Annotated in this window: 22 protein-coding genes; 6 read left to right on the forward strand and 16 right to left on the reverse strand. The window is 62.7% G+C overall.

The features are described 5' to 3' along the window. Window positions 1-274: 274 nt before the first annotated feature. The 5 genes from NKJ88_RS12215 to oiaX all read right to left on the reverse strand — a co-directional run bounded on the left by NKJ88_RS12215 (window position 275) and on the right by oiaX (window position 7,106). Entirely contained in the window at window positions 275-1,987 is a 1,713-nt protein-coding gene (locus NKJ88_RS12215; protein WP_502904745.1) for a glycerol-3-phosphate dehydrogenase/oxidase, read from the reverse strand. Beyond that, on the reverse strand, window positions 1,984-2,760 hold the full coding sequence (locus NKJ88_RS12220) for a DeoR/GlpR family DNA-binding transcription regulator (RefSeq protein WP_031249056.1): 777 nt from the start codon (window positions 2,758-2,760) through the stop codon (window positions 1,984-1,986). The genes NKJ88_RS12215 and NKJ88_RS12220 overlap by 4 nt, the downstream gene beginning before the upstream one ends. After that, window positions 2,757-4,280 carry an FGGY-family carbohydrate kinase gene (locus tag NKJ88_RS12225; protein ID WP_352444134.1) on the reverse strand — a complete coding sequence of 508 codons (1,524 nt, stop codon included), beginning with the start codon at window positions 4,278-4,280 and terminating at the stop codon, window positions 2,757-2,759. The genes NKJ88_RS12220 and NKJ88_RS12225 overlap by 4 nt, the downstream gene beginning before the upstream one ends. 236 nt (window positions 4,281-4,516) lie before the next feature. After that, a complete protein-coding gene (locus tag NKJ88_RS12230) occupies window positions 4,517-5,851 on the reverse strand; it encodes a four-carbon acid sugar kinase family protein (RefSeq protein WP_023823030.1) in 1,335 nt (444 codons plus the stop codon). 4 nt (window positions 5,852-5,855) lie between these two features. Beyond that, the gene (gene oiaX, locus NKJ88_RS12235; protein ID WP_023823031.1) at window positions 5,856-7,106 is read right to left on the reverse strand and encodes a 3-oxo-isoapionate-4-phosphate decarboxylase OiaX; all 1,251 of its coding nucleotides are present in this window, start codon (window positions 7,104-7,106) and stop codon (window positions 5,856-5,858) included. A gap of 187 nt (window positions 7,107-7,293) precedes the next feature. Between oiaX and NKJ88_RS12240 the strand changes: the two genes are divergently transcribed. Continuing rightward, window positions 7,294-8,007: a transcriptional regulator NanR gene (locus NKJ88_RS12240; RefSeq protein ID WP_023691079.1), complete on the forward strand. Its 714-nt coding sequence runs from the start codon at window positions 7,294-7,296 to the stop codon at window positions 8,005-8,007. A gap of 1 nt (window position 8,008) precedes the next feature. Here the strand turns inward: NKJ88_RS12240 and apnL are convergent, their stop codons facing one another. The 9 genes from apnL to NKJ88_RS12285 form a co-directional block, all read right to left on the reverse strand. Beyond that, complete coding sequence (gene apnL / locus NKJ88_RS12245; RefSeq protein ID WP_023823032.1) at window positions 8,009-9,847, reverse strand: D-apionate lactonase; 1,839 nt, start codon at window positions 9,845-9,847, stop codon at window positions 8,009-8,011. Further along, window positions 9,844-10,878 carry a Gfo/Idh/MocA family protein gene (locus NKJ88_RS12250; RefSeq protein WP_023823033.1) on the reverse strand — a complete coding sequence of 345 codons (1,035 nt, stop codon included), beginning with the start codon at window positions 10,876-10,878 and terminating at the stop codon, window positions 9,844-9,846. Before NKJ88_RS12250 ends, apnL begins: the two co-directional genes overlap by 4 nt. A gap of 2 nt (window positions 10,879-10,880) precedes the next feature. Continuing rightward, on the reverse strand, window positions 10,881-11,945 hold the full coding sequence (locus NKJ88_RS12255) for an ABC transporter permease (protein ID WP_023823034.1): 1,065 nt from the start codon (window positions 11,943-11,945) through the stop codon (window positions 10,881-10,883). Next, window positions 11,942-13,489 carry a sugar ABC transporter ATP-binding protein gene (locus tag NKJ88_RS12260; RefSeq protein WP_023823035.1) on the reverse strand — a complete coding sequence of 516 codons (1,548 nt, stop codon included), beginning with the start codon at window positions 13,487-13,489 and terminating at the stop codon, window positions 11,942-11,944. Before NKJ88_RS12260 ends, NKJ88_RS12255 begins: the two co-directional genes overlap by 4 nt. Further along, window positions 13,486-14,130 (reverse strand): DUF2291 family protein, encoded by a 645-nt coding sequence (locus tag NKJ88_RS12265; protein ID WP_023823036.1) that lies wholly within the window; start codon window positions 14,128-14,130, stop codon window positions 13,486-13,488. The genes NKJ88_RS12260 and NKJ88_RS12265 overlap by 4 nt, the downstream gene beginning before the upstream one ends. 91 nt (window positions 14,131-14,221) lie before the next feature. Continuing rightward, window positions 14,222-15,163 (reverse strand): D-ribose ABC transporter substrate-binding protein, encoded by a 942-nt coding sequence (locus NKJ88_RS12270; protein ID WP_023823037.1) that lies wholly within the window; start codon window positions 15,161-15,163, stop codon window positions 14,222-14,224. Between the two features lie 323 nt (window positions 15,164-15,486). Beyond that, window positions 15,487-16,314 (reverse strand): phosphogluconate dehydrogenase C-terminal domain-containing protein, encoded by an 828-nt coding sequence (locus NKJ88_RS12275; RefSeq protein WP_023823038.1) that lies wholly within the window; start codon window positions 16,312-16,314, stop codon window positions 15,487-15,489. Between the two features lie 408 nt (window positions 16,315-16,722). Next, complete coding sequence (locus NKJ88_RS12280; RefSeq protein WP_023805419.1) at window positions 16,723-17,103, reverse strand: hypothetical protein; 381 nt, start codon at window positions 17,101-17,103, stop codon at window positions 16,723-16,725. Between the two features lie 136 nt (window positions 17,104-17,239). Beyond that, entirely contained in the window at window positions 17,240-17,467 is a 228-nt protein-coding gene (locus NKJ88_RS12285) for a KTSC domain-containing protein (RefSeq protein WP_023691072.1), read from the reverse strand. A gap of 148 nt (window positions 17,468-17,615) precedes the next feature. Here NKJ88_RS12285 and NKJ88_RS12290 point away from each other — a divergent pair, with 148 nt between their 5' ends. From NKJ88_RS12290 to NKJ88_RS12310, 5 genes are all read left to right on the forward strand, one after another. Beyond that, entirely contained in the window at window positions 17,616-18,212 is a 597-nt protein-coding gene (locus tag NKJ88_RS12290; protein ID WP_023672616.1) for an alpha-ketoglutarate-dependent dioxygenase AlkB, read from the forward strand. Window positions 18,213-18,276: 64 nt separating this feature from the next. Further along, window positions 18,277-18,663 carry a hypothetical protein gene (locus NKJ88_RS12295; protein ID WP_023730737.1) on the forward strand — a complete coding sequence of 129 codons (387 nt, stop codon included), beginning with the start codon at window positions 18,277-18,279 and terminating at the stop codon, window positions 18,661-18,663. Window positions 18,664-18,740: 77 nt separating this feature from the next. After that, the gene (locus NKJ88_RS12300) at window positions 18,741-19,175 is read left to right on the forward strand and encodes a cupin domain-containing protein (protein ID WP_023823039.1); all 435 of its coding nucleotides are present in this window, start codon (window positions 18,741-18,743) and stop codon (window positions 19,173-19,175) included. Window positions 19,176-19,284: 109 nt separating this feature from the next. Beyond that, window positions 19,285-20,055, forward strand: a complete 771-nt coding sequence (locus NKJ88_RS12305) for a copper homeostasis protein CutC (protein WP_023735276.1) — start codon at window positions 19,285-19,287, stop codon at window positions 20,053-20,055. Further along, window positions 20,055-20,561: a GNAT family N-acetyltransferase gene (locus NKJ88_RS12310; protein WP_352444157.1), complete on the forward strand. Its 507-nt coding sequence runs from the start codon at window positions 20,055-20,057 to the stop codon at window positions 20,559-20,561. The genes NKJ88_RS12305 and NKJ88_RS12310 overlap by 1 nt, the downstream gene beginning before the upstream one ends. 66 nt (window positions 20,562-20,627) lie before the next feature. Here the strand turns inward: NKJ88_RS12310 and NKJ88_RS12315 are convergent, their stop codons facing one another. Together NKJ88_RS12315 and NKJ88_RS12320 are read right to left on the reverse strand one after the other, a co-directional pair. Further along, window positions 20,628-21,650 carry an acyltransferase family protein gene (locus NKJ88_RS12315; protein ID WP_023735274.1) on the reverse strand — a complete coding sequence of 341 codons (1,023 nt, stop codon included), beginning with the start codon at window positions 21,648-21,650 and terminating at the stop codon, window positions 20,628-20,630. Between the two features lie 288 nt (window positions 21,651-21,938). Next, window positions 21,939-22,736, reverse strand: coding sequence for an FAD binding domain-containing protein (locus NKJ88_RS12320; RefSeq protein WP_023672622.1), 798 nt, complete (start codon window positions 22,734-22,736; stop codon window positions 21,939-21,941). Window positions 22,737-22,787 lie beyond the last annotated feature (51 nt).

Genomic DNA, 22,787 nt, shown 5'->3' on the forward strand with positions numbered 1-22,787 from the left:
TACCTTTGCACCGCTGTCAATCCCTCCGCAGATGGTTGCCTCAGCCGACGTTCGGCAGCCAACGCGAGCCTATTAGAAGGTAAGCATACAATATGACCATACGGTAGTGTTAATTTAACGTCAATTTGTGTTACCGTATCCAGTGACGGCATGAGCCCGTAGGCGCCGGCAAATCCCAATCCGGGTGCAAAATGGGAAGGTTGATGCACAGGGCGCAACAAGGGCAAATCGATCGGATTGCCTCAGGAAAAGCTAGGCGTCGGCGATCAAGCGATCAGTCCAGCCGCATCAGGTTCCTGCCTTCGAGCTCGACAACAGCGGCTTCGACCTCCCGCGTGAGGCGCTCGGTGCTCCACCCCAACGCCCGCCCCGCGATCGCGGCAATCTCCTGCAGGTCGCGGCTCGTCAGCGAGCCGCCTATCGCCAACGTGCTGCGGCGCATAACGACATCGGCCAGATGTTCGACGAACTCGTTGCGCGCGATGTAGTCGATTTCCGCCTTGCCGTAGCCGCCGGAGTCCGGCAGGCAACCCTCATCATCCGACCCGTGCCTGGCGATCTCAACGGCTCTGGTCCCGTAGCGCGACAGCAATTGATCAAGGCGCCCTTCCCCGGCGCCCGTTGCCTGCTGTGCCTCAGCCAGCCAGTCCGCGCGCGCGGCGGCATTGGCCGGAAAATCCCGCCCACCGCCGATCGGCATCGACTGAGTCGACATCTTGCGGCTGCGCTGCAAGCGCTTGAGTACGGTATCAGTGACTTCCTCGGCAAAGCCGCGGAACGTCGTCCATTTGCCGCCGACCAGCGAAATGACTGCAAAGGGCCTGTTGCCGTCCGGCTCGGCAACGGGCGCCGAATGATCGCGGCTGATCAGTCCGGGCGTCGCTGCTTCAGACGTCGGCAGCGGCCGGATGCCGCTATAGGCGTAGACGATCTGGTCGCGCTCGAACGCCATGCCCGGCAGCAGCGTTCGCACGCTGTCGAGCAGATAGTCGACTTCTTCGGGTTCGCAGCGGACCGCGTCCGGATTGTCGGCCTTGATGTCGGTCGAGCCGACCAGCGCCAGGCCGAGATAGTCGTAGACCAGGCAGATGCGGCCGCCATCGGCCTCGAAATAGAGCATGCGCCCGGCGAGGCTTTTGACCAGTTCGTCATGCCTTAAAAGGATATGCGAGCCCTTGGTGCCGCCGATCATCTTCGATGGAGCACCAAGCAGCGCGTTGACGTCGTCGATCCACGGACCGGCGGCGTTCACCACCAGCTTCGGCCGCACCGAAAAGGCCGCGCCGTTTTCCGGCTGGAAGGTGAGCACGCCATTGGCTGAAGCCGCCAGTGTCGTGTAGTTGGCACCGGCAGACGCCGCGTGAGCCTGCAAGCCGTCGAGGATCAGTTCCAGCACCAGCCTTTCCGGGTGACTTATCTTGGCGTCGTAGTAGGTGCCGGTGGCGACGATCGCCGGATTGAGCGCCGGCATCTCAACAAGCGCCTGCCGCCGCCCGACCATGCGGTGGCGCGGCATGACCTGGTTTCGTGAACCGTAGAAATCGTAGATCATCAAGCCGATCTTGATCAGTATGGCGCCGCGGCTGCGCGGCGCGCTGGTCGAGCCGAACAGCGTTCGCAACGCCGCGAGCATGCCCTTGCTCCACGAGAAGATCGGGATGACGGTCGGCAGCGGGCTGACATAGTGCGGCGCGTTTTGAAGAAGCAGATTGCGTTCGAGCGTCGACTGCGCCACCAGCCCGAACTCGCCGGTCTCGAGATATTTCAAGCCGCCGTGGATGAGCCTCGACGGCGCGGCACTGGTGCCCGAGCCGAAATCCGCCTTTTCGACGATCAGGCAGCTGACACCTTGCGCGCACAGATCGCGAAACAGCCCAGCCCCGTTGATGCCGGCGCCAAGAATGACGACGTCGACTTCGCCGGTCCCGGCCATCGCGGCGAGACGCCCGGCGGGATTGTCCGCCGCTGCTCCATCTGTTGGGTTCATGGCGCCTTCGTCTTGACGATGCGCAGTTTCACCCCGGCTCGCTCGAGGCTCTGCGCCTGCGCATCGCCGAGGCCCTCGGTCACCAGCACGGCGTCGAAACTGGTCAAATCGTCGAAGACATGCAGCGCGATCCGGTCGAACTTTGCGTGGTCGACCAAAAGGACGCGCTTCACGGAGGCGGTCATCATCGCCTGCTTGACCCGCACGACATTCGGATCCTGGATGAAAGCAGTGGTTCCGGTGACGGCCGAAGCCGAACAGATCAGCACATTGGCGCGCAACTGCGCCACGGCGTTCTCGCAGACAATGCCGATATAGGCATTGTAAGTGGGATGATACTGGCCGCCGAGGCAGATGAAATCTATATCGTCCACATTGATCAATTGGCCCGCCGTCGAGACGCTGTTGGAAATGACGGTCAGCGGCTTGACGTCGAGCAGCAGCGTCGCGACCGCGTTTGCCGTCGATGAATCGTCCAGCATCACCACCTGGCCGGCCTCGATATAATCCAGTGCCGCCCGCGCCAGTGCATCCTTCTCGGCTCGATTGACGGTCACCCGGTAGCGGAAAGCGCTCTCGTAGAGGCCGGAAGGCTGGACCGTCACCGCACCGTGCAGCTTGCGCAGCACGCCCTGCTGCGCCAGCCGGTCGATATGCCGGTGGATGGTCATGCGCGACACGCCGAAATGCTCGACCAGATCATCGATGCGCACCTGGCCGAGCTTGATCACATAATCGGCGATCTCTTCGCGTCGTTCGTCGGCCTTGATCATGCGTTTACCCCCGCCAGCCTTTCGATATCAGGCCAATGCCACTTCAGCTGCTCGGCTATGCGGCAGTAGAGCGAAAACCGCTCATTGAACACAGCACTGGAGGCGGGCACGGTTTGGTACGTCCGCGCCGTCATGCCGATCTGCCTTGCACCCTCTTGCGGCGTCTTGAACAAGCCGACCGCGGCACCTGCGCAAAGTGCTGCGCCGAGGGCCGCGGTCTCATCCGTCGAGGTGACGGTGACCGGGGCGTTCAGCACGTCGGCAAACATCTGGACGAAAGCAGGATTACGCGAGCCGCCCCCGGTCAGGCGGATCTCGCTGACGGCAAAGCCGTCGCGCAAGGCCTCGACATGGGTGCGGTGATTGAAGGCGATGCCTTCCAGAACCGCCTTCAGCATGTCGCCGCGATTGTGCCAGCCATGCAGGCCGACAAAGCTGCCGCTGGCCAAATCGCCATAGGGAGAGCCGAACAGATAGGGATGAAACAGGATGGTCGAAGGCTTCTTCAACGCCGCATCGATCTCTCCCGCCAGCAATTCGTGGAGGGAGCCGCGATCCGCGTTTGTTCTGTCTTGCTCCAAGCGACAGAAGGTGTCGAGAAACCAGTCGTAGTTCGCTGTCGAGGCCGGCGAGATCGACATGTTGTTCCAACGGCCCGCATCGATGGCGTTACGGCAGAACCAACGTCGGTCGACGCGCGGTTGCGAAGAGACGACTTCATTGATGGAATAGGTGCCGGCGACGATGGCGAGCACGCCCTCCTCATGGCCGCCCATGCCAAGCGCCGAGGCGGCCACGTCGTGCAGGCCGCAGGCGACCGGTGTTCCCTTGCGAAGGCCGGTCCTTTCGGCGGCATCGGCGGTGACTTGACCGGCGATTTCAGCGGAATGCGCCACCGGCGGCAGCGCGTCGAACAGATCCTCCAACCCGAAGATGCGCAGCGCTTCAGGCGCATAGGCTTGCGTGCGGAAATCCGTGAATGAGGTGCTTGCCTCCGTGCGGTCGGTGCCGATCGTGCCGCTCAGGCAAAAGCGCAGCCAGTCCTTGCAGGCCAGCACATGGCCGATGCGGCCATAGCGATCAGGATCGTTCTGCTTGAGCCATGCCAGCAGCGCCGACGGCGCCGAAACATGCGGCGTCTGGCCTGTCGTCGCCAGCGCATCGGTGAAAACGGTACCGGCGGACCACCTGTCGACAATGTCGCCGGCGCGGCTGTCGAGCGACAGGATGCCTGGTCCCAAAGGCTGACGATCATGATCGAGCAGATAGAGACCATCGCCATGCGCGGTCGCCGCCACCGCCTTGATGTCTTCCGCCGGCCTGCCGGAGAGCGCGATCGCCTCCTTGATGGCGTCGGCGGTTGCTTGCCACAGGCCTGACATGTCGCGCTCCACCCAGCGCGCGTGGGGCATCGATTGCGGCACCCGGCGACGGGCCACGGACAATTGCGTGCCGTCGGCATCGAAGATGACCGCCTTGGTGACCGTGAGGCCGTTATCGATTCCGAGCAGGCTGGGCATGATCACCGCCTCTTTCAGCAATTGGCGATTGCTACAGGGCGATCCTGCAGTCTGATGCAAGGGCGAAACACATGGCGACAACCCCGATAGAGCAAGGCGGATAAATGGCAAAAGTACCTTGCCCCGACAAAACACCCATATCTTTATGTGAATTTAACGTCAACATGCGCGACAAAAACCGCTACGGCGCCGTTAGAGGGCATGAATGGATCTCGCGGTTGCCAGGCGACGCATAATCAGCTGCTAAGGCCGTCACGGATGGCGCTGAAATAGCGGTCGGTTCCAACCTGCCCGCCCTTGAGTGCCACCTCCAGCCCATCGATCGCCTTGACGCGCGAGTGAGCGACGCAAAGCGGCGAGCCCGGCGACGCCGGCAACGGCATCCGCACGGTCAGCGCATCGACACCCATCTGGCCGAGCGCGTGGCTCGACGTATCGCCGCCGGCAACGACCACGCGCTGCAACTTCTGCTCGATGGTCAGCGCGCGAAGCAGTTCGCCGAGGCCCCGCCCGAGCTTGTGGCGGGCGCCTTCCTGGCGGTCGATTTCGCCCCCCCTATCGGCCGCGGGTCCAAGGGCCGTGTAGAGAACGACGCTGCGCCCGGCTTCCAGACTGGCGCGACCGGCTGCCGTCGCGCGTGCGATCGCATCTCCGGAAGCTTGGGAGATCAGTTCGACGGGATCGACCTCGATGCCATCGAAGCCGTCGGTCAAAGCGTGCCGGATCTGTCGTTCGGTCGTCGGCGAACAACTGCCCGAGACGACCGCGATCCGGTCGGCGGCACCCGGCGGTGAAAATTTTGGTTCAGCTCTGACCGTCCCGTTCGACACCCATTCGGCCAGCAGCGCATATTCGATCCCGGACGAGCCGACGACGAACGAAGCGCCCGGCTTGCGGGCGCGCCATATCTCCTTGCCGGCAAGCGTCTGCGTCTCGAGGCTGTCGACATCGACAAGTACGATGTCGGTGCCCTCAGCGAGCAAGCGGTCGAAGGCTTTTGAGCGCGACGCCGACTGCAACGTCGCGAGATCGACCAGCCCCGACGTGAGCTCCGTCTGCCGCGACAGATGGATCAGCAGGTCGGATTCATCCATCGGCGTCGTCGGGTGGCGGCTCATCACCGGATGGCGGTCGATGCGGAAATACTTGTCACGATAGGCGGCGAACAGATGGCCGAAGGCAGTGTAACGCTTGAGCTGCGGCGCCCCGACCAGCAGCGGCACGCTGTCCTGAGCGAAAACCGAGCGGCCGATCTCGATGGCGCGACCGATGCTGCCGATCGTCGGACTGGAATCGAAGGTCGAGCAGACCTTGTAGTGACAGATCGCGGCATTCAGCGCCTTCAGCCAGGCGAAAGCGTCGGTGAGATGCGTGTCCATCCATTGCGGGGTTTCGCTGCGGCTGGTGCCGGCCAGGCCAATGGCTCGGCAATGTGCGAACTGCGCAAGCATGGCCGCGTCCGGCTGGCGCATGAACAGCACGGTCGGCACGCCGCCGAGTTCGAGCGCTTCCATGACGTCGGTCGAACCGGTGAGGTCATCGCCATAATAGCTGAGAAGCAGATCTTGCATCGCTTCAGGCCGCTTTGCCGTCGCCGAACTTTTCGATCGACCGCGCCAGTTCGGGATGGCTCAAGGCGAACTCCGCCAGCGGAATGCCGTCGACCGCCGCCTGCCAGGCTTGCTGCACGGCACGCACCCCGGCGCCCGGTCCATCCGGATGGCTGACGATGCCGCCGCCGCACAGATAGAGCAGATCGACGGTCCGGCCGGTCCGTTCATAGGTCTCGGGCGCTTGCCCGCCCCATTGGCCGGAGCCCGCCACAGGCAAGGCGCAATCCTCAGGCGCAAAAATCGGCGTCGTCACCGCCTTGAAGGACTCGACGAAAGACGCGTCCGGCTCCCAGTATTTCGATTGGATGCCGTTGATCTGGAACTGGTCGACGCCGAGCAGCCGCCAGAACTGTTGCCAGACCTTGAAGTTCATACCGAGGCCGGGATGGCGGGTGAGGATGTCCCAGCCGTTGCGATGAGCGTGAAGCACCAGGCTGGAGCGTTTTCTCAAAAAAGCCAGGCCACCGAAACCGACGGAGTTGATGTTGACCACCGCGCAATTTCCGCCGGCCTTGGCCACCAGATCGTGATTGCGCATCATCTCGTCCGGGTCGGCATGCGAGATGCCGAAGGCATACATCACCTTCTTGCCGGTCCTCTGCTCGTGGTCGAGGATCAGCGGCATGATTGCCTTTACCCGCTCCGCCAGCGGCGAATAGGCTGGGCTCATCAGCTTCTCATCGTCCTTGATGAAATCGACACCGGCGGCGATCAGCTCGCCCACCATCGCGGCGGTCTCGGGGGGCCGCAGCCCCAGCGCCGGCTTGACGATGGTGCCGATGATCGGCCGATCCGTGACACCTGTCAGCCTGCGGCTGCCGGCGACGCCGAATTGCGGACCTGGATGCGCGCCGCGGAATTGCTCCGGCAGCTTCATGTCGACAACGCGAATGCCGGTTAGGCCCTTGATCGAATAGGCGCCGCCGATGGCAATGGTCATCAGAGCCGACAGGTCGTGGCCGATGGCATCGAATGGAAAGGCGATGTCGACATCCGCGCGCTTGAACGGCCCGTTACCGGCCTCGGGAATGGAGGGGCGAAGTGCGTCCGGCAGGTGCCGAATGGCCAGGACACGCGCGGCCACCCGGGCTTTCAGTTCCTCGGTCTCGCCGGGCAGCGCGACGAAGGTTCCAGTCGACTGGTCGCTGGCGATCTTGGCTGCCAGCGTCTCGATGCTGCCTGATGTCTCGATCCGGTAGGTGAGCGTGATCATGGTTCGTTGTCTGAGGCCGCAGGGGGGTCGAAAAGAGTTCCTTCATCGTCGAAATCTGGTATAATGAGTACATAAGCTTTGCAAGTGATATCCTGTCTTGCGGCTATGGCCGATGGCGGCGACGGCCATTCCGGGAACAGCTGCGGCAGTGCTAGATAGACACAGGTCAAGGGAGTGATTCGCGACGATGAACCGTTCGGAGCCGATCGTCCGGCGCAAACTTTCCGACGAAGTGTTTTTGCGGCTGAAGCGCCTGATCACCAGCGGAGAATTGACGCCGGGCGACGACATGCCGTCGGAGCGCGAGTTGATGGAGCGCTTCGAGGTCGGCCGTCCCGCGATCCGCGAGGCGATGCAGGCGCTGAGCAATATGGGCCTCGTCGCGATCTCGCATGGGGAACGCGCCAAGGTGCTGCAACTGACCGCGAAGTCGATCATCAAGCAGGTCGATGGCGCAGCCAAGATCATCCTGTCGTCGTCGAAGGACACGCTGGAACACCTGAAAACCGCGCGCATCTTCTTCGAGCGCGGCATGGTCAGGGAAGCCGCCGAAAACGCCACCGCCGAGGACGTTCAGCGGCTACGCGCCACCGTTGCCGAACAGCGCGGTTTTCGCGGCGATTCCGAGGCCTTTATCTCCGCCGACATGAAGTTTCATACCCAGATCGCGGCGATCTCCGGCAACCCGATCTATGTCGCCGTGAGCGAAGCGATGCTCGGTTGGCTGAAGGAATATCACACCGAAATGCTGATCTGGACCGGCAAGGAACAGTTCACGCTGACCGAGCATGAAGAGATCATCGGCCGCATCGAGAAGAAGGATGCCGACGGCGCCGAGAAGGCGATGATCAAGCATCTCGAGCGCTCGCGCGCGCTTTATGTGATGAACTCCGGCAACTGATTCAGCCGATCCGCGTGATCGCGTAAGGGGTCATCACCAGTTGGCCTCGGCCAAACGCTGAGATGTCGACCGTCACGTCGTTCGCCGTCAGGTTCGCCAGCCACGCCACGGTCTTGCCCGAAGCGGAGCGGCCGGCCAGCGCCAGCACCTTCGTCTGATCGCTCGTCCTTGCCGCCACATGCGCAAGGCCGGCCAGTTCGCAAAGCCCCTTGATGGCACCGAAGATCGGCCGAGGCGATCCTTCCGCGACGGGTTCGCCGGATGCTGCGAGCACGCCGAAGGGCCCGGCGAAGCCGGACAGCGTGAGCAGTTCCAGCCCAGCCGGCGCCACGCGCGCGGCATAGCCGATCGCCCATGCGGCTGCGAAGAGGCCGGCATGGCGAGGGTCGTGATCGGCCATGGCGATGCGCTGTCCCCCGGGATTGCCCTTGGTCGCGCCGCCATAGGGGTTCTGGCGCATGGCGATCGTCGACGGACCGATGCGGTAAGGCTTTGCCCCGAAGATCGCCCGCGCCGACGCGGTGATGAAGGGCAGCGCCTCCAGTGACTGCATGACGCTGAGATCGTCGGCGGCGTGCACGATCGGGCACGTGCAGTGGGTGACGAAATCGAGCAGGCCCCCCGGCACGCGCTTGCGGTTGAGCTCGGTGAAATAGCTGAACATGCCGCCACCAAGCCGGATATCGGGAAAGGCGCGCCGCGCCGCGTCATAGACGTCTTCGAGCGGCGGACAGTCCGGCCACGCACTGCCCGGCGGTGTCGACTGCCGGTCAACCGAAGGCGAGACGGCAATGGCCGAAAGCTTCAACCCGGCTTGACGCACCATGTCGGCAACGCCTGACAGCTCGGCATCGAGGTCGCCCGCGCAGGCAACGACGCATTCCAGCGTCGTCTGCACCGGATAGGCGGCGGTGAGCCTTGCATAAGACTGCAATGCTTCGAGACCGTGGCCGCGCGTCGGATCGTAGTGGAAGACAAGTTGCTGCGGGCCGAGCTCGGTCAATGTCGAAAGATTTGCGAGCGCTGCTTCGACCTCGTCCGGGTAGATGATCACGCCGAGATCCGGCAGCCTCTGCCCGGTCTCGCCGAGTTCGACGCTGACCGGTTCGGCGGCAGATGCTGCGGCCGGCATTCCCCCCTCGCCGGTGATGCGAAGGCTGACCGTCTGGCTTACAGTTTGGCCGGCCGGCAGCACATAGGGCCAAGGCAGCGCCAGTGGCCGCACATAGGTCTTGTAGGACGCGTCCGACCAGTTGCGCTGGTCCTCCATCTCGAAAGTGTCGCCCTCCATCCGGCATTCGGCAGTGATGCCCGGCCGGACCTCATGGGTGATCGCGCGCAAATCCCTGAAAGGCTGCCAGGGATCGATCAACAGCGGCAGTTTCGTCGCCACCACGCTGCCGTCGGTATGCTCGACCGTGACCGGGCTGCCGGCGAGGCCGGCGATCGGATGCAGGACGCAAAAACCGCAGCGATTGGTCTCGAAATCGCTTTCAGGGACCGCGCTGACGTCGAACACTAGGTGACCGTTGGCGGAGCCCTTGATCGTAGCGCGAAAGTCGAGCCGGCTTCCGCCCGGTGCTAAGCAAGTTGCGGAGTAGCTGACGGAGAAGCTGTCGGCGTCCTGATCGACGGCAAGGTCCGTCAGCGCCGGTTCATAGGTGCCCCAGTCGCGGTCGCGCACGATGTAGGCGATGGCGCGCAGCACTTCGATGCCGCCGTAACGGATGGTGCGCAGGCTGCCGTTGACAAAGTCGGCGCTGAGCAAGCCCGCACTCAGCCTAACCGGCTCGGCCTCGACCACGCGTGTGCCGTATAGGAGGAAGGCGTCGGCTGTCATGTCAGCAAGCCATCCAGGTGGACAGGTTCGTGGCTCGCGGCGCCCAGATAGGCCGCCTCGACCAGCGCGAATGTCTTGAGATTGTCGGCGCCCGAGGTCGTCGGCTCGGTTCCCTTTGCCAGGCAGTCGACCCAGTGTTGCTGGATGGCGACGACGCTCTCCTGGATGTTGTGCCATGGGCGCGATGCCCAGGCGAGTACGGGCGGCGAAACGTCGGTGATCTTCGTGCCGCTCCTGCCGGTGACGGTGAGCCGATATCCCTGCGCCAAGCGGATCGTGCCGTCGCTGCCGTCGATCTCGATCAGCGTTTCGGGAAACGGTTCGGTGGCGAGCTTCGTCGCGTAGCTACAGTCGACCACTGACGTCGCCCCGCTCTTGTGGTCCATCAGCATCGTCGCGACATCTTCGCCCGCGATGCCGGGGTTGATGCGCGCGGTTCGCGTCGTGATCGTCGACACGTCGCCCAGTAGAAAACGGGCGATGTCGAGACTGTGGATACCGAGGTCCTCGATGATGAAGCGCTTTCCCTTGGCGAGATAGGGCTGGCCGGAAAACACGTCATAGGCAGAGCGGAAGGAGATGCGCCCGAAGAACGGCGTGCCGATCTCGCCGCTGTCGAGCACGGCACGCACCGCCTGGATCGCCGACTGCCAGCGAAAATTCTCATGCACCATCAGCGGTACGCCGGCTTCCACGCAGGCCCTCACCATCGCCTTGGCGTCGGCAAGCGTCGGCGCGAACGGCTTTTGGCAAATCACCGGCACACGGTGCAGCGCCGCCATCTCGACCAGCGGACGATGGCTGGGAACGGTAGTGGCGATATCGACGAAGTCGAGGCATTCGCTTGCAAACATCTCTGCCGCGTCGGTGTAGCGCTTCGCAATGCCGAACTGGTCGCCGATGATGCGCAGCCGCTCCGGGTCGCGGTCGCAAATGGCGACCATGGCGGCGCCTTCAATGTCGCGCCAGGCATGCATCTGGTTGATGGCAAAGAAGCCGCAGCCGATGAGCCCTCCCCGCAACTCCGCCATGCTCAGCCTGCCTTTGCCATCTGCATCAGCGTCACCCGGCTCTGCAGCCGGCGCTGCGCCTGGTCGACGACAACGGCGACGATGATGACAAGGCCCTTGATCACCATCTGCCAGAAGGAACTCACGCCCATCATCACCAACCCGTCCGAAAGAATGCCGATGACGAAGGCGCCGACAATGGTGCCGCCGATCGTGCCGCGCCCACCCGACATCGAGGTGCCGCCGAGCACCGCCGCCGCAATGGCGTTGAGCTCGAAACTTTCGCCTGTTGCCGGGTGCGAGGCCATCAATTCGGACGAGATGATCAGGCCGACGATCGCCGCGCAGAAGCCGGAGAACATGTAGACGAACATTTTCACCATGTTGACACGAACGCCCGAAATTCGCGACGCCCGTTCATTGCCGCCGACGGCGAAGATGTGGCGGCCGAGCGGGGTGTATTTGGCGAGGTAGGCCGCCGCCAGCGCAACGACGATCAGTATCCAGATCGCCACCGGCAGGCCGAGCAGCCGCCCGGCGCCGAGGAAACCAAACCCGGTGGTGCCAAGCTCCGGCTTGCCGACGAGGTTGGGGAAGGTGCGGCCGTCCGACGACAGCAACGCCAGGCCGCGCGCGACATAGAGCACGCCGAGCGTGGCGATGAACGGCGCGACGTTCAGCCTGGTGATCAGCAGTCCGTTGACGGCGCCGATCAATATGCCAACCGCCAGCGTGATCAGCGCGATCTCGACGACGTTGAAATAGATGGTGTAGCCGAATTGCAGGTCGATGCCGTTGAGCACGAAATAGCCGGCGACCATGCCGCACAGGCCGACGATCGAGCCGACTGAGAGATCGATGCCGCCGGTGATGATGACGAAGGTCATGCCCATGGCGAGGAAGGCGTTCAGCGCCACATGTTTCGACATCAGGATCAGGTTGGCGGTCGACAGGAAATTCGGCGCCGCGATCGAGAAGAAGACCAAGACGGCGATCAGCGCGATGAAGGTCCTCGCCTTCATCAGCGTCAGCAGCAGCGAGCCGCTCGAGACGGAGGGGGCAGCCGCCTTGGCCGGGATGTCAGTCATGGGTTCTCCGTGTGCGGGGCCGGTCCGTGGCCAAGTGCCGAGGCGGCGACAAGGGCTGCCTCCGTCGCCTCGGCGCGATCGAACATGCCGGTCAGTTTTCCGTTGCTCATCACCGCGATGCGATCGGACAGCGCCATCACCTCATCGAGATCGGAGGTGGCGAACAGAATGCCGAGCCCGTCTCGCGACAGTTTGCGCATGGTGCGAAAGACGTCGGCCTTGGCGCCGACATCGATGCCGCGGCTGGGCTCGTCCATCAGCAGCACCTTCGGCCCGGTGAGCAGCGCCTTGCCGATTACCACCTTTTGCTGGTTGCCGCCCGACAGCGATGAGACCTCCTGCGCCGGGTCGGCGACCTTGATCGCCAGTTCCCGCACCATCTGCGTCACCGCCTGCTTCTCTTGGCCGCCGCGAATGTGAAACAGGCGGACAAAACGCGACAGGCTGGCCAGTGTCAGATTGCTGGCGACGGAGAGGATCGACACCAGCCCTTCGCGTTGGCGGTCTTCGGGGATCAGCGCCAGCCCGCGCCGGATACGCCGCGTCGTGTCGCGCTCCTTGACCTTTTTGCCGGCGATGAAGATCGCGCCGGTAGCCTGGCCATGGCGGCCCATGATGCAGTCGAACAGCTCGCTCCGCCCGGCGCCCATCAGGCCGTATATGCCGAGGATCTCGCCGGCGCTCAGCGACAGCGAGACGTGATCGACCGCCAGCCCGCCGGTGGCGCGCGGCAGGCAGATGTCCTCGGCGCGGAATATTTCTTCGCCGGGAACATGGCCGTCGGCCTTGGCGAAATCCTTGGCGTCGGAGCCGATCATCTGCCGCACGATCCACCGCGTGTCGACGTTTTTCATCTCTTCCTGGCCGGTGATGTGTCCATCGCGCAGCACCGTGATGTAGTCGCCGATGCGGATCAGCTCTTCCAGCCGGTGCGAGATGTAGACGATCGCCACGCCGCGCGCCTTGAGGTCGGCGATCACCTTGAACAGGATCTCGACTTCCGCCGCACTGAGCGCCGAGGTCGGCTCGTCCATGATCAGGATGCGCGCATCGAGCGAAACCGCCTTGGCGATCTCGACCAGCTGCTGCTGGCCGATGCGCAGATCCTCGACCAGCATGTCCGGTCGGATCCCGGCCTGCAGGCGTTCGAGAAATTGCGCCGCACGGCGCTCCTGTTCCTTGCGGTCGATCTTGCGGAACCGGTTGGTGATCTCGCGCGTGGCGAAGATGTTCTCGGCGACGGTCATATTGCCAAACAGGTTCAGCTCCTGGAACACCATGCCGATGCCGCGGTTCACCGCGTCGCCCGAGGACGAGAAGGAGACCTCCTCCCCTTCCAGGAGGATCCGGCCGAGCGTCGGCTGTTCGACGCCGGCGATAATCTTCATCAGCGTCGATTTGCCGGCGCCGTTTTCGCCGACCAGCACATTGACCGCCCCCTTGCGTACCTCGAAATTCGCGCGCTTGACCGCGACGGTGCCGGAATAGACCTTCGAGACGTCTTCCAGCTTCAAGACGACATCGTGAGCAACCGCAGCGCTCATGGCTTCGGCCCGATTTCTGCCTCCGCCGGCGTCACCAGCGGCAGGTCCTGGCCGTTTTCGAGCGTATAGGCGCCGAGGACCTTGGCGGTCCGGCCTTCCAGCGCGTCACGCGGCAGTTTGGCAAGCACGGCCTTGACGGCATAGGCGTTGAACGCCTTGCCGAACTGGGCGAAGTCGATCTGGTTGGTAAAATCGTTGAACTGGATGAAATCGAGACTGTCGCGCAGCGCGGTTCCGCGCATCGCCGGTCCGATCTGTACCCGCGCATCGGCCTTGCCGTCGCCGTCGACATCGACATCCATGGTCGCTGCCCGCGACTGCGTGTTGGCGGCGATGATCTTGCCCTCGACGCGAACCGCGAAGGTCCATGGCGAATTCGCCTGCTTCTTCGGATTGCCATATTTGGCGCCAGCGGAAGCAGGATCGGTTTTCGCCAGAGCGTGGACCTCGGCAAACGGCCCGGCCTTCTGCTGGAGGTAAGGCACGACCTTCGCCGCCCAGATCTCCTCGACCATCTTGTCCGGATTGAAGACGGCGGCATTGCCGCTGCCCCCCGAAGGGGTCGGGAGGATCTTGCAGGCGGTCAAGCTGATGCCGAGTATCACGGCAAGGATCGGCCAGGTCGGCTTGTTGTTCAGCATGATGGCTTGTTGAGCATGTGATCAATACCCACGGAAAATGCCGACGAGGGACGACCCTTGGGTCGCCCCTCGCTGTTCATGTCACGCCGGCTCAGTTGGTCAGCGCAAACGTTTCCAACTTGGCAGCATTGTCACCATTGACCAGGACGCAGTCCATCAGCTGCTTTTCCTTGGCCGGCGACTTCTTGTTCTTGATGAAGTCGTTGGCCTGCTCGACCGCCATCTGCGCCTGCGCATAGGCCGGCTGCAGGACGGTTGCCTTGATGCCGCCCGCGGTGATGGAGTCGCGCACGTCATTGGATCCGTCGAAGCCGACGACGATGACGTCCTTGCGGTTTGCCGCGACCAGCGCCGCATAGGCGCCCATCGCCATCGTGTCATTGCCGGAGATGACGCCCTTGATGTCAGGGTTGGCCTGCAGGATCGATTCCATCTTGGCGTAAGCCTCGGTCTGGCTCCAGTTGGCCGATTGCTGGGCGACCATCTTCAGGTCCGGATAGTCGTCGATGACGTCATGATAGCCCTTCGAGCGGATGCCGGCATTTGTGTCGGATTCCTTGCCGACCAGCTCGACGAAATTGCCCTTCTCGCCCATCAGCTTGACGAATTCCTGCGCACCGAGCTGGGCGCCCTGGTAGTTGTTGGAGACGATCTGCGCCACGGCGACGCCGGTGGCGTTGATCTCGCGATCGATCAGGAACGACGGCACGCCCGCGTCCTTGGCCTTCTGCACGGCAGCGACGGTGGCGTCGGCGCCGGCATTGTCGAGGATGATCGCCTTGGCGCCGCGACCGATCGCCGTGTCGATCAATTCGGACTGCTTGTTGGCATCGTCGTCATGGACGAGCACCAGCGCTTCGTAGCCGAGTTCCTTGGCCTTGGCTTCGGCGCCGACGGCTTCCGCCTTGAAGAACGGATTGTCATGCGAGGGCGTGATGATGGCAATGAGGTCGGCCGCATAGGCGGGCACCGCCGTGCCAAGCGCCAGCATGCCGGCGAACGCCGCAAGTGTCATTCTGCGTGTGAGTTTCATGATGTCCTCCCGTTTGAAAAATTGCCTTGATCAATCAAGGCCTCTGCATTCGAATTCGTCGCGCAAAGCGGGCCGCCGATCGGTTCAGGCTGAATGCCAGTGCGGGCTTCCCAAACGATCGCTGCTCCCTCGCCGTCCCTCCACTCGCCCAGGCTTCGTACTTCCCGCGAACCCTTGCCCAAGCCATCAACAGCTAAGCCAACTGGTATGATGAGTCAATCACTAATTGAGGTGACATGTGCCCACTGAGCAAAAACAATGTGTGTCATGGCGGGTGTGTCGAGCCACCGAGGCGCTCCGGCAAGCCCCCGACTCGGCCTTTCTCAGGTAATGCGCCGAATGCTCGCGGCGATCTCTTCCGGCTCGAACACCCGCTTCCAGTCGTCGCGCATCAGCACCGGCTTACCGAATTCGATCGCCTTGTTGCAGGCGTCGGAGAACACACCCTTGGTCTCGCCGAAAATGACGGCGCCGAGCACGTTCATATGGCCGAGCAGGAAATCGAGCGCCGCCTGTTGGTCGACGCCACGCGCGACGACCTCGTCGACGGCTTCCTTCATGACGACAAGCAGTGATGCGCACACCGTCTCCGATAAACCGGGCTCCAGCAGCGCCATCTGCTCGACGGTGACACGGTGCGAGCGCATGACCGGCGCCCAGATGATTTTCGCGACCGCCTCGCCCTTGGCGTAATCCGCTTCCGGTCCCTGCATCAGCGCGCTGACCATATGCTGCTTGGCCTTGACGCCGCCAAAATAGTCCTTCTTGGCCGCCATGTCGGTCTCGTCGTTGAAGATCGGCGGATGACAGGGATGGGTGACGAAATAGGTCAGGTCCGGCCGGTTGGGCAGATGGCCGGCGAAGGGTGCGGCCGCATCGAGCACTATCACCATTGTGCCTGTCGCCAGTTTGCTCTCGATATCAGCCGCCACCTTGCCGATATGCGTGTCGGGAACGGCCAGGATGACGATATCCGCCCCGTCGAGCGCCGCATCGGCACTTACCGCGTCAAGGCCCAGTCCGGTCTTCAGCCGCTCTCGGCCGGCCTCGCTGACCTCGACATGGCGTACCGTGTAGGGCGATCCGCGAAAATTGGTCGACAGTCGGTAGCCCATTTTGCCGCCGGCACCGAGCAGCGCAATCGTCGTCATCTATCCCTACTCCCGCTTTAAACGACGGCCGCGCCGATCGTCATGTTATTAACTGGTATAATCACCTTACCACGAATTGAGGAGTTGAACAGGGCTTTGATGAGCGGCTATACGGCGCCCGTTTGGATTCCGTCCGCACGATTTCCGCGGTGGCGGCCGAGAATTCAACCAAGCCAGAGCGCCGTTGCCTTTCCAGACGTTCGATTCCCGCGTTAGAAGCCTCCAGGTCCATTTTCGCGGGGGCTCGGTCGCGAGGTGACGGTGGGAGCAAGGCGAAGCGCGTCCGCGCGGTCCGGTCGCGTTTTCGGGCCGTGAGTTCTCGCGGCGATTTGGCGAAGGGCTATAGAGAGCGCTTCGCGGGGGTTCCGGCGAGCCAAATCACTTCTAGTCGATCATGCCGACAATTATTTACCGGTAGCTTCCCGGGTCCTTGGCTTTCTCCGCCCGACAGCTGTCCGTGCGTTGCGCCGCCGTGCGGAAAGCGCCTTCATAAAACCTGATGGCTCTCTTGAATTTGGGGGGATTGGGCATCAGGTGTTTATCTTGCACATCGTACAAGATGTATATCGCCGTTATTTTGGATTTTCCGTCTGGAGTCAGCTGCAGCGCCGGGCATCGCGTCGTAACGGCGATGACGTTAGCTGACCATGTTACGACCAATTTCAACTGGGCGTCGGACAGCCCGGCCAGATAGTTGATGTTTTTTTGATAGGCAGGGTCGATGTGTTGTCGATTATCTTTTGCAGACGCAGCGGAAGACAGGACACCTACCACGCCGAGTATAATCAATATGCATTTCAAAAGCTGCCTCCCCCAATGTTATGGCCATCTCGACCACGGCATTGTCCGTCCCCACAAAGCAGGTTGAAACAAGTCAATTCGAAAAGCAATTGGGGTTCGCGACCTTATACGGATCACCGCACCTTCAGAACCCGGTTGCTCGCGGACGCCCTTCTTCAACCAAGTGAAACCGGTAGCGGTCGCGCACGAACTCGTTGAAAAATTGCCCTTTCGAGAAGGCGGCCCGGAACGCCGCATAGGTCTCGGGCTCGACCTCTTCATAGTCGTAGCGGGCTCCGCTCGGGACGAACCAGACCGAGAGGATTTTCGTCGACGGGTCGTAATGGGTGTTGCGGATGGCGGTGGACGGCATGTCGAAATCCTGCTTCGTCCCCAAATCTTTCGCCCCAAATCCTGCTTCGAACATGCGTAATGCCGCAACGATGCGGAGGTTCCGACAGGGAGGCGCACCACAACGCCGAATCTTGCCCGGGTGGCGAGGCTTCCTATCTCTCCGTCAGATGGCACAGACGAAATCCAGTACAACAGCGTATGCCAGCCAGGGCGATCTCTTCGGCGCGGCCGACACGCTGCCGGAAGGATTTTCTTACCGGCCTAGCCTGATCACAACGGACGAAGAGGCGGAACTGGTCCGTCACCTCAATGAACTGTCCTTCAAGCCGTTCGATTTCCACGGCCACCTTGCCAACCGGCAGGTCGCCGGCTTCGGCTGGCGCTACGACTACGACCGGCGCCAGGTCGTCGAAGCGCCGCCCATCCCAAAATTCCTGCTGCCGCTTCGCGACAAGGTCGCGGATTTTGCCGGCAGGCAGGCCACGGAATTCGCGCAAGTGCTCATCAACGAGTATCGGCCGGGCGCGGGCATAGGTTGGCATCGCGACAAGCCGCATTTCGATCTCGTCGCCGGCGTCTCGCTGCTGGCGCCCTGCAGCTTTCGGCTGCGCCGAAAAAACGGCTCGAAATGGGATCGCAAGACGATCGAGGTTCAGCCGAGATCTGTCTATCTCATTGACGGCCCGGCGCGCCACGAGTGGGAGCACAGCATTCCGCCGGTCGCCGGGCACCGCTATTCGATCACGCTGCGCACTCTGAAATAGGCCACACTCCAAGCCACGCAGCAGCCGCTCTGGAAGACCGAGCGCAGTTGTGCTTCGATCGCACATGAGCGTGGATCGCAGCAGAGTTTTGGTTACCCGCGTGGCGCTCTTTCTGTGGGCATGCCTGTCCTGCGTTCTGGCTCTGCAGTGGCTCGTCGACCTTGGCATGGTCGGCTTTCCCGACGGATACATAACGCCCTATGCCCGAGCAACGAGCACGCTGTTGCATGTCCTTGTCTGGGCATGCCTGGCTCAAAGTCTCTACTTCGCTTGCCGAGCCTTGTTTGGCAAACGCTTCGAGCCTGCTCCTCTCTTCCTGCAAATCCTGATCGCCGCCGCACTGACTGTCGTGCCGGTATTCATCGTAAAACACTGTCCGCGGTCCCAGGTATGCAGCAACATCTATGAAGCGCTCACGAATACGATGATGGACGACGGCACCGGCGGATGACGTTGTGTCTCCAGTAACTGACGAGAGATAGAAGTTTGGCGTCGCGCCGCGCGGTGGCGGTAGAACCTGGAGGAACCATGCGAAAGATTCTGGCATCGATGCTGCTGTTCGCGGCAGCGCTATCTGCAAACCCCGCTCGGGCGCTGGACAGTACCATCCCGCCGGTTGTCGTCACACCGCTTGCCGATCGCAGCCAGACGGCGTCCGGCCAGCCGATCGTGCTGCCGCAGAAAAACGTCCAGGTCCTGGTTTCAGCCTATGACATTGCGGTCGGCGCCACTCTGCCGGTGCACAAGCACCCGTTTGCCCGCTACGCCTATGTCGAGGCCGGGACACTCAAAGTGACGAATGTCGAGACCGGCAACAGCAACACCTACAAGACGGGCGATTTCATCATCGAGATGATCGGCCAGTGGCACCAGGCCACCAACATCGGCGACGGCCCGGTCAAGCTGCTGGTCATCGACCAGGTCGAACAAGGCGCCAAGAACACGGTGCTGCAGAAACAATAGATCTCTCGCTACGGACCTAGGCAGGGTTGCCGGGCTGGCCCAAGCAGCGACTGGCTGTTCCGGCTTCCCCGCCAACCGAGCCGATGCTAGGGCTGGCCGTCATGCAATCATGAAGGATCGCCCCTTGGCCGGAAATGCTCGCCCCCTGATCGAAATCTGCGTCGAAGGCATCGATGGACTGCTGGCTGCGCAGGCCGCCGGCGCCGACCGGGTCGAGCTCTGCGCCAGCCTGGTCGAAGGCGGCATCACGCCCAGCCTCGGCACGGTGCGCGCCGCACTCGAGAGCGCGACCATTCCCTTCCATGTCATCGTGCGGCCGCGCGGCGGCGATTTCCTCTACAGCGAGGCCGAATACAGCTCGATGCTCGCCGATGTCGCAGCGCTTCGTGACCTCGGCGTCGCCGGCGTCGTTGTCGGTTGCCTCGATGCCGACGGCACCATCGATGAAACCCGCATGGGCGCGCTGGTCGATGCCGCCGGTCCGCTCGCCGTTACCTGCCACCGCGCCTTCGACATGACGCGCGACCCGGCCGAGGCGCTGGAAGCGCTAATCCGCTGCAAGGTCGGCCGCGTGCTGACCAGCGGCCAGAGGGACACCGCGGTGGAAGGCGCCGGCCTGTTGGCGGATCTCGTCCGCCAGGCCGACGGCCGCATCATCATCCTCGGCTGCGGCGCGCTGGACCCCGAAAACATCGCCGGGGTGCTGGCATCAACCGGGCTGACGGAACTGCATTTCGCCGCGCTCAAGGACGTACCGAGCGCCATGGCCTACCGCAACCCGCAAGTCGGCATGGGCGGCACCGATCTCGACCGCGAGTATCGCACCACAGTCACCGATGGGGCGCTGGTTGCCGCGACGATTGCGGCGGCCAGAGCATGATGAGCGAAGCCGTGAGTGGGCCGTCGCCGATCAGCCGTGTCTCGCCTCAGGACGAAGCGGCCATCCTCGCACTCAACAACGAGCACGCCGCCGAACTGTCATGGCTCGAGCCCGAACGGCTGTCCTTCCTGCTTGGCGAAGCGTTTTACGTCAGGCGCATCGGCGCGCTCGAAGCCTTCATCATGACCTTCGACCAGGATGCGCGCTACGACAGCCCGAATTTCCTCTGGTTCCGCGAGCACTATCCACGCTTCGTCTATGTCGACCGCGTCGTCGTCGCGGCGCAAGCGCGCGGCCGCGGCCATGCCCGCCGGCTCTACGAGGATCTGTTCGGGGAAGTCGCACGCGCGGGCCACAGCATCGTCACGTGCGAGGTGAATGCCGAACCGCCCAATCCGGCTTCGGACGCCTTCCATGCCGCGCTTGGCTTCGCCGAGGTCGGCGACGCGGTGATCCATGGCGGCAAGAAGACCGTGCGCTACTACCTCAGGCAGATTGCGGGCTGACGCATCGCTGGCTGATGATCGGCAAGCAGATCGCCACGGCAGCATAAGATTAGGAGTCCGTAGCCCTCACCAATTCCGGTTCAGCCAGGCCCGCGCGGGCTTCTCGACCAGATAGTAGCTGCATAATGCACAGGCGAAGACAGCCGCCAGCATCGGGATCGGTGCACTGCCCTGCTCGGCGACGAATTTGTAGAAGGGCTGTTGCCAGAGATAGAGCGAGTACGACCATAGCCCGATCATCACCATCGGCCTGGATGAAAGCAGGCCGGTAAGATGCCAGTTGCTGGTGTCCAGCGTATTGACGGCAAGCGCCAGCAACGGCACCGCCAGTAGGTAATGGATCGGCGTCGGCACCGGATCGAGGAACAGCAATATAGCCGCCGCCGCCGACACGAGGCTGACATAGGGGCTCGTCAGGAATGCCGGCAGCCGGTCATCGTGCTTGAGCAGGCAGATCGATGCCGACAGCAGGATCGAGGCGATATGCACATCGGTGCGCCAATAGCTGTGCTCGTAATCCATGCCGAGTGCCCAGTACGAAATGGCGCCATTGGCCATCGCCAGCAGCGACAGCGTCACCAGCAGCCGAACGACATTACCCCGCCCGGTCACCACCACGCTGATCAGCGCCAGGATGATGTAGGCATGCTCTTCCACGCATAGCGACCAGATGTGGTCGAGCGCGCCGGCGCGGGTGATGAGAATTCCGGCATAGTTGTAGGTGAATGTCAGCGCCGTCAGCGCCGCCTTCCATTTGAAGCCGATAAAGGTGCCGGAGAGCCCGATCATGGCTGATGTCACGAACACCAGCAGCGCGGGATAGATGCGCGAAAAGCGGCGCTTGAAGAATTTTTTCAGCGGAAAGCGTTCGATGAACAGGATCTCGCCCATCAGCCGGCCTGAGAGCACGAAGAAGAACTCGACGCCGAGCACGCCGAGATTGATCCCGGGAACGGGGAAGAAATGGCCGATCAGCACCAGTGCGATCGAAAGCCCGCGCCAACCATCGAGATAGGCCAGTCTTGCTCTGGCTGCTTTGTCGGCTGTGGCCCGCGGCAGGGCAACAGACGCTGCGGAGATGTCGGCCATGCCGATCCTCTACGACGCAAGATCTTGGCGCAGCTCACACCGCCGCGCGCAGAATCCACCCCGTGTTCCGCCAAGCTATACATATTGCAGTGCAATATCAGATTGTGCAAGTGCGAGAATGGGGCTGGGCAGTCCCTTGGGAAGTATGCGCCTGTTCTTGCACGGGAATTACCTGAAACAACGGATTTGCGCGTGGCAGCGAACCCGCAAGGACTGGGCAGTTACAGCCCGCCACAGACGAACAAAGGGGCCGCGATGGCCCCTTTCCTTGTCAGTAGCTTTATGATGTCAGGCGTTGGCTGCCGCCACCGCGCGCTTGGCCATCACGGCGATCAAATTGGCACGGTATTCGGCCGAAGCGTGGAGGTCGGTCATCAAATTCTTCGCCGGCACTTTCACGCCGTCGAGCGCCGATGCGGCAAAATTCTTCGCCAGTGCTGCTTCGATCTCCTTCGAGCGGAACACACCGTCATCGCCGGCGCCGGTAACGGCAACGCTGACCCCGTCCTTGCCCTTTGCCACGAACACGCCGACGATCGCATAGCGCGAGGCCGGGTTGCGGAATTTTTCGTAAGCAGCCTTGGCCGGCGCGGTAAAACTCACCGCGGTGATGATCTCGCCTTCTTTCAGCGCCGTTTCGAACAGGCCGGTGAAGAATTTCGCGGCTGAAATCTCGCGCTTGTTGGTGACGATGGTGGCGCCCAGCGCCAAGAGCGCCGCCGGATAATCGGCGGCTGGGTCGTTGTTGGCGACCGAGCCGCCGATCGTGCCCTTGTGGCGCACCGCCGGATCGCCAATCAGCGACGCAAGGTGGGCAAGCGCCGGACAGGCCTTCCGCAGCTTCTCGTCATTGGCGACGTCGTAATGGGTTGTGGCGGCGCCGATGGTGACGGTCTTGCCCGACACCTTGACGCCTTGCAGCTCCTTGATCCGCGACAGGTCGATCAGGTCGGACGGTGCGGCGAGCCGCGTCTTCATCGCCGGGATCAGCGTCATGCCGCCTGACAAAAGCCTGGCGTCGCCGCTCTTCACCAGCTTGGCGGCGTCGGCGACCGAGGCGGCGCGGTGGTAGTTGACTGCGTACATGGGATCCTCCCCTGAAGTGGTTAGGCAGTAGTGAGTAGTGAGTAGGGAATA

This window comes from Mesorhizobium sp. M0016 (genome assembly GCF_040324035.1).
GTDB lineage: Bacteria > Pseudomonadota > Alphaproteobacteria > Rhizobiales > Rhizobiaceae > Mesorhizobium.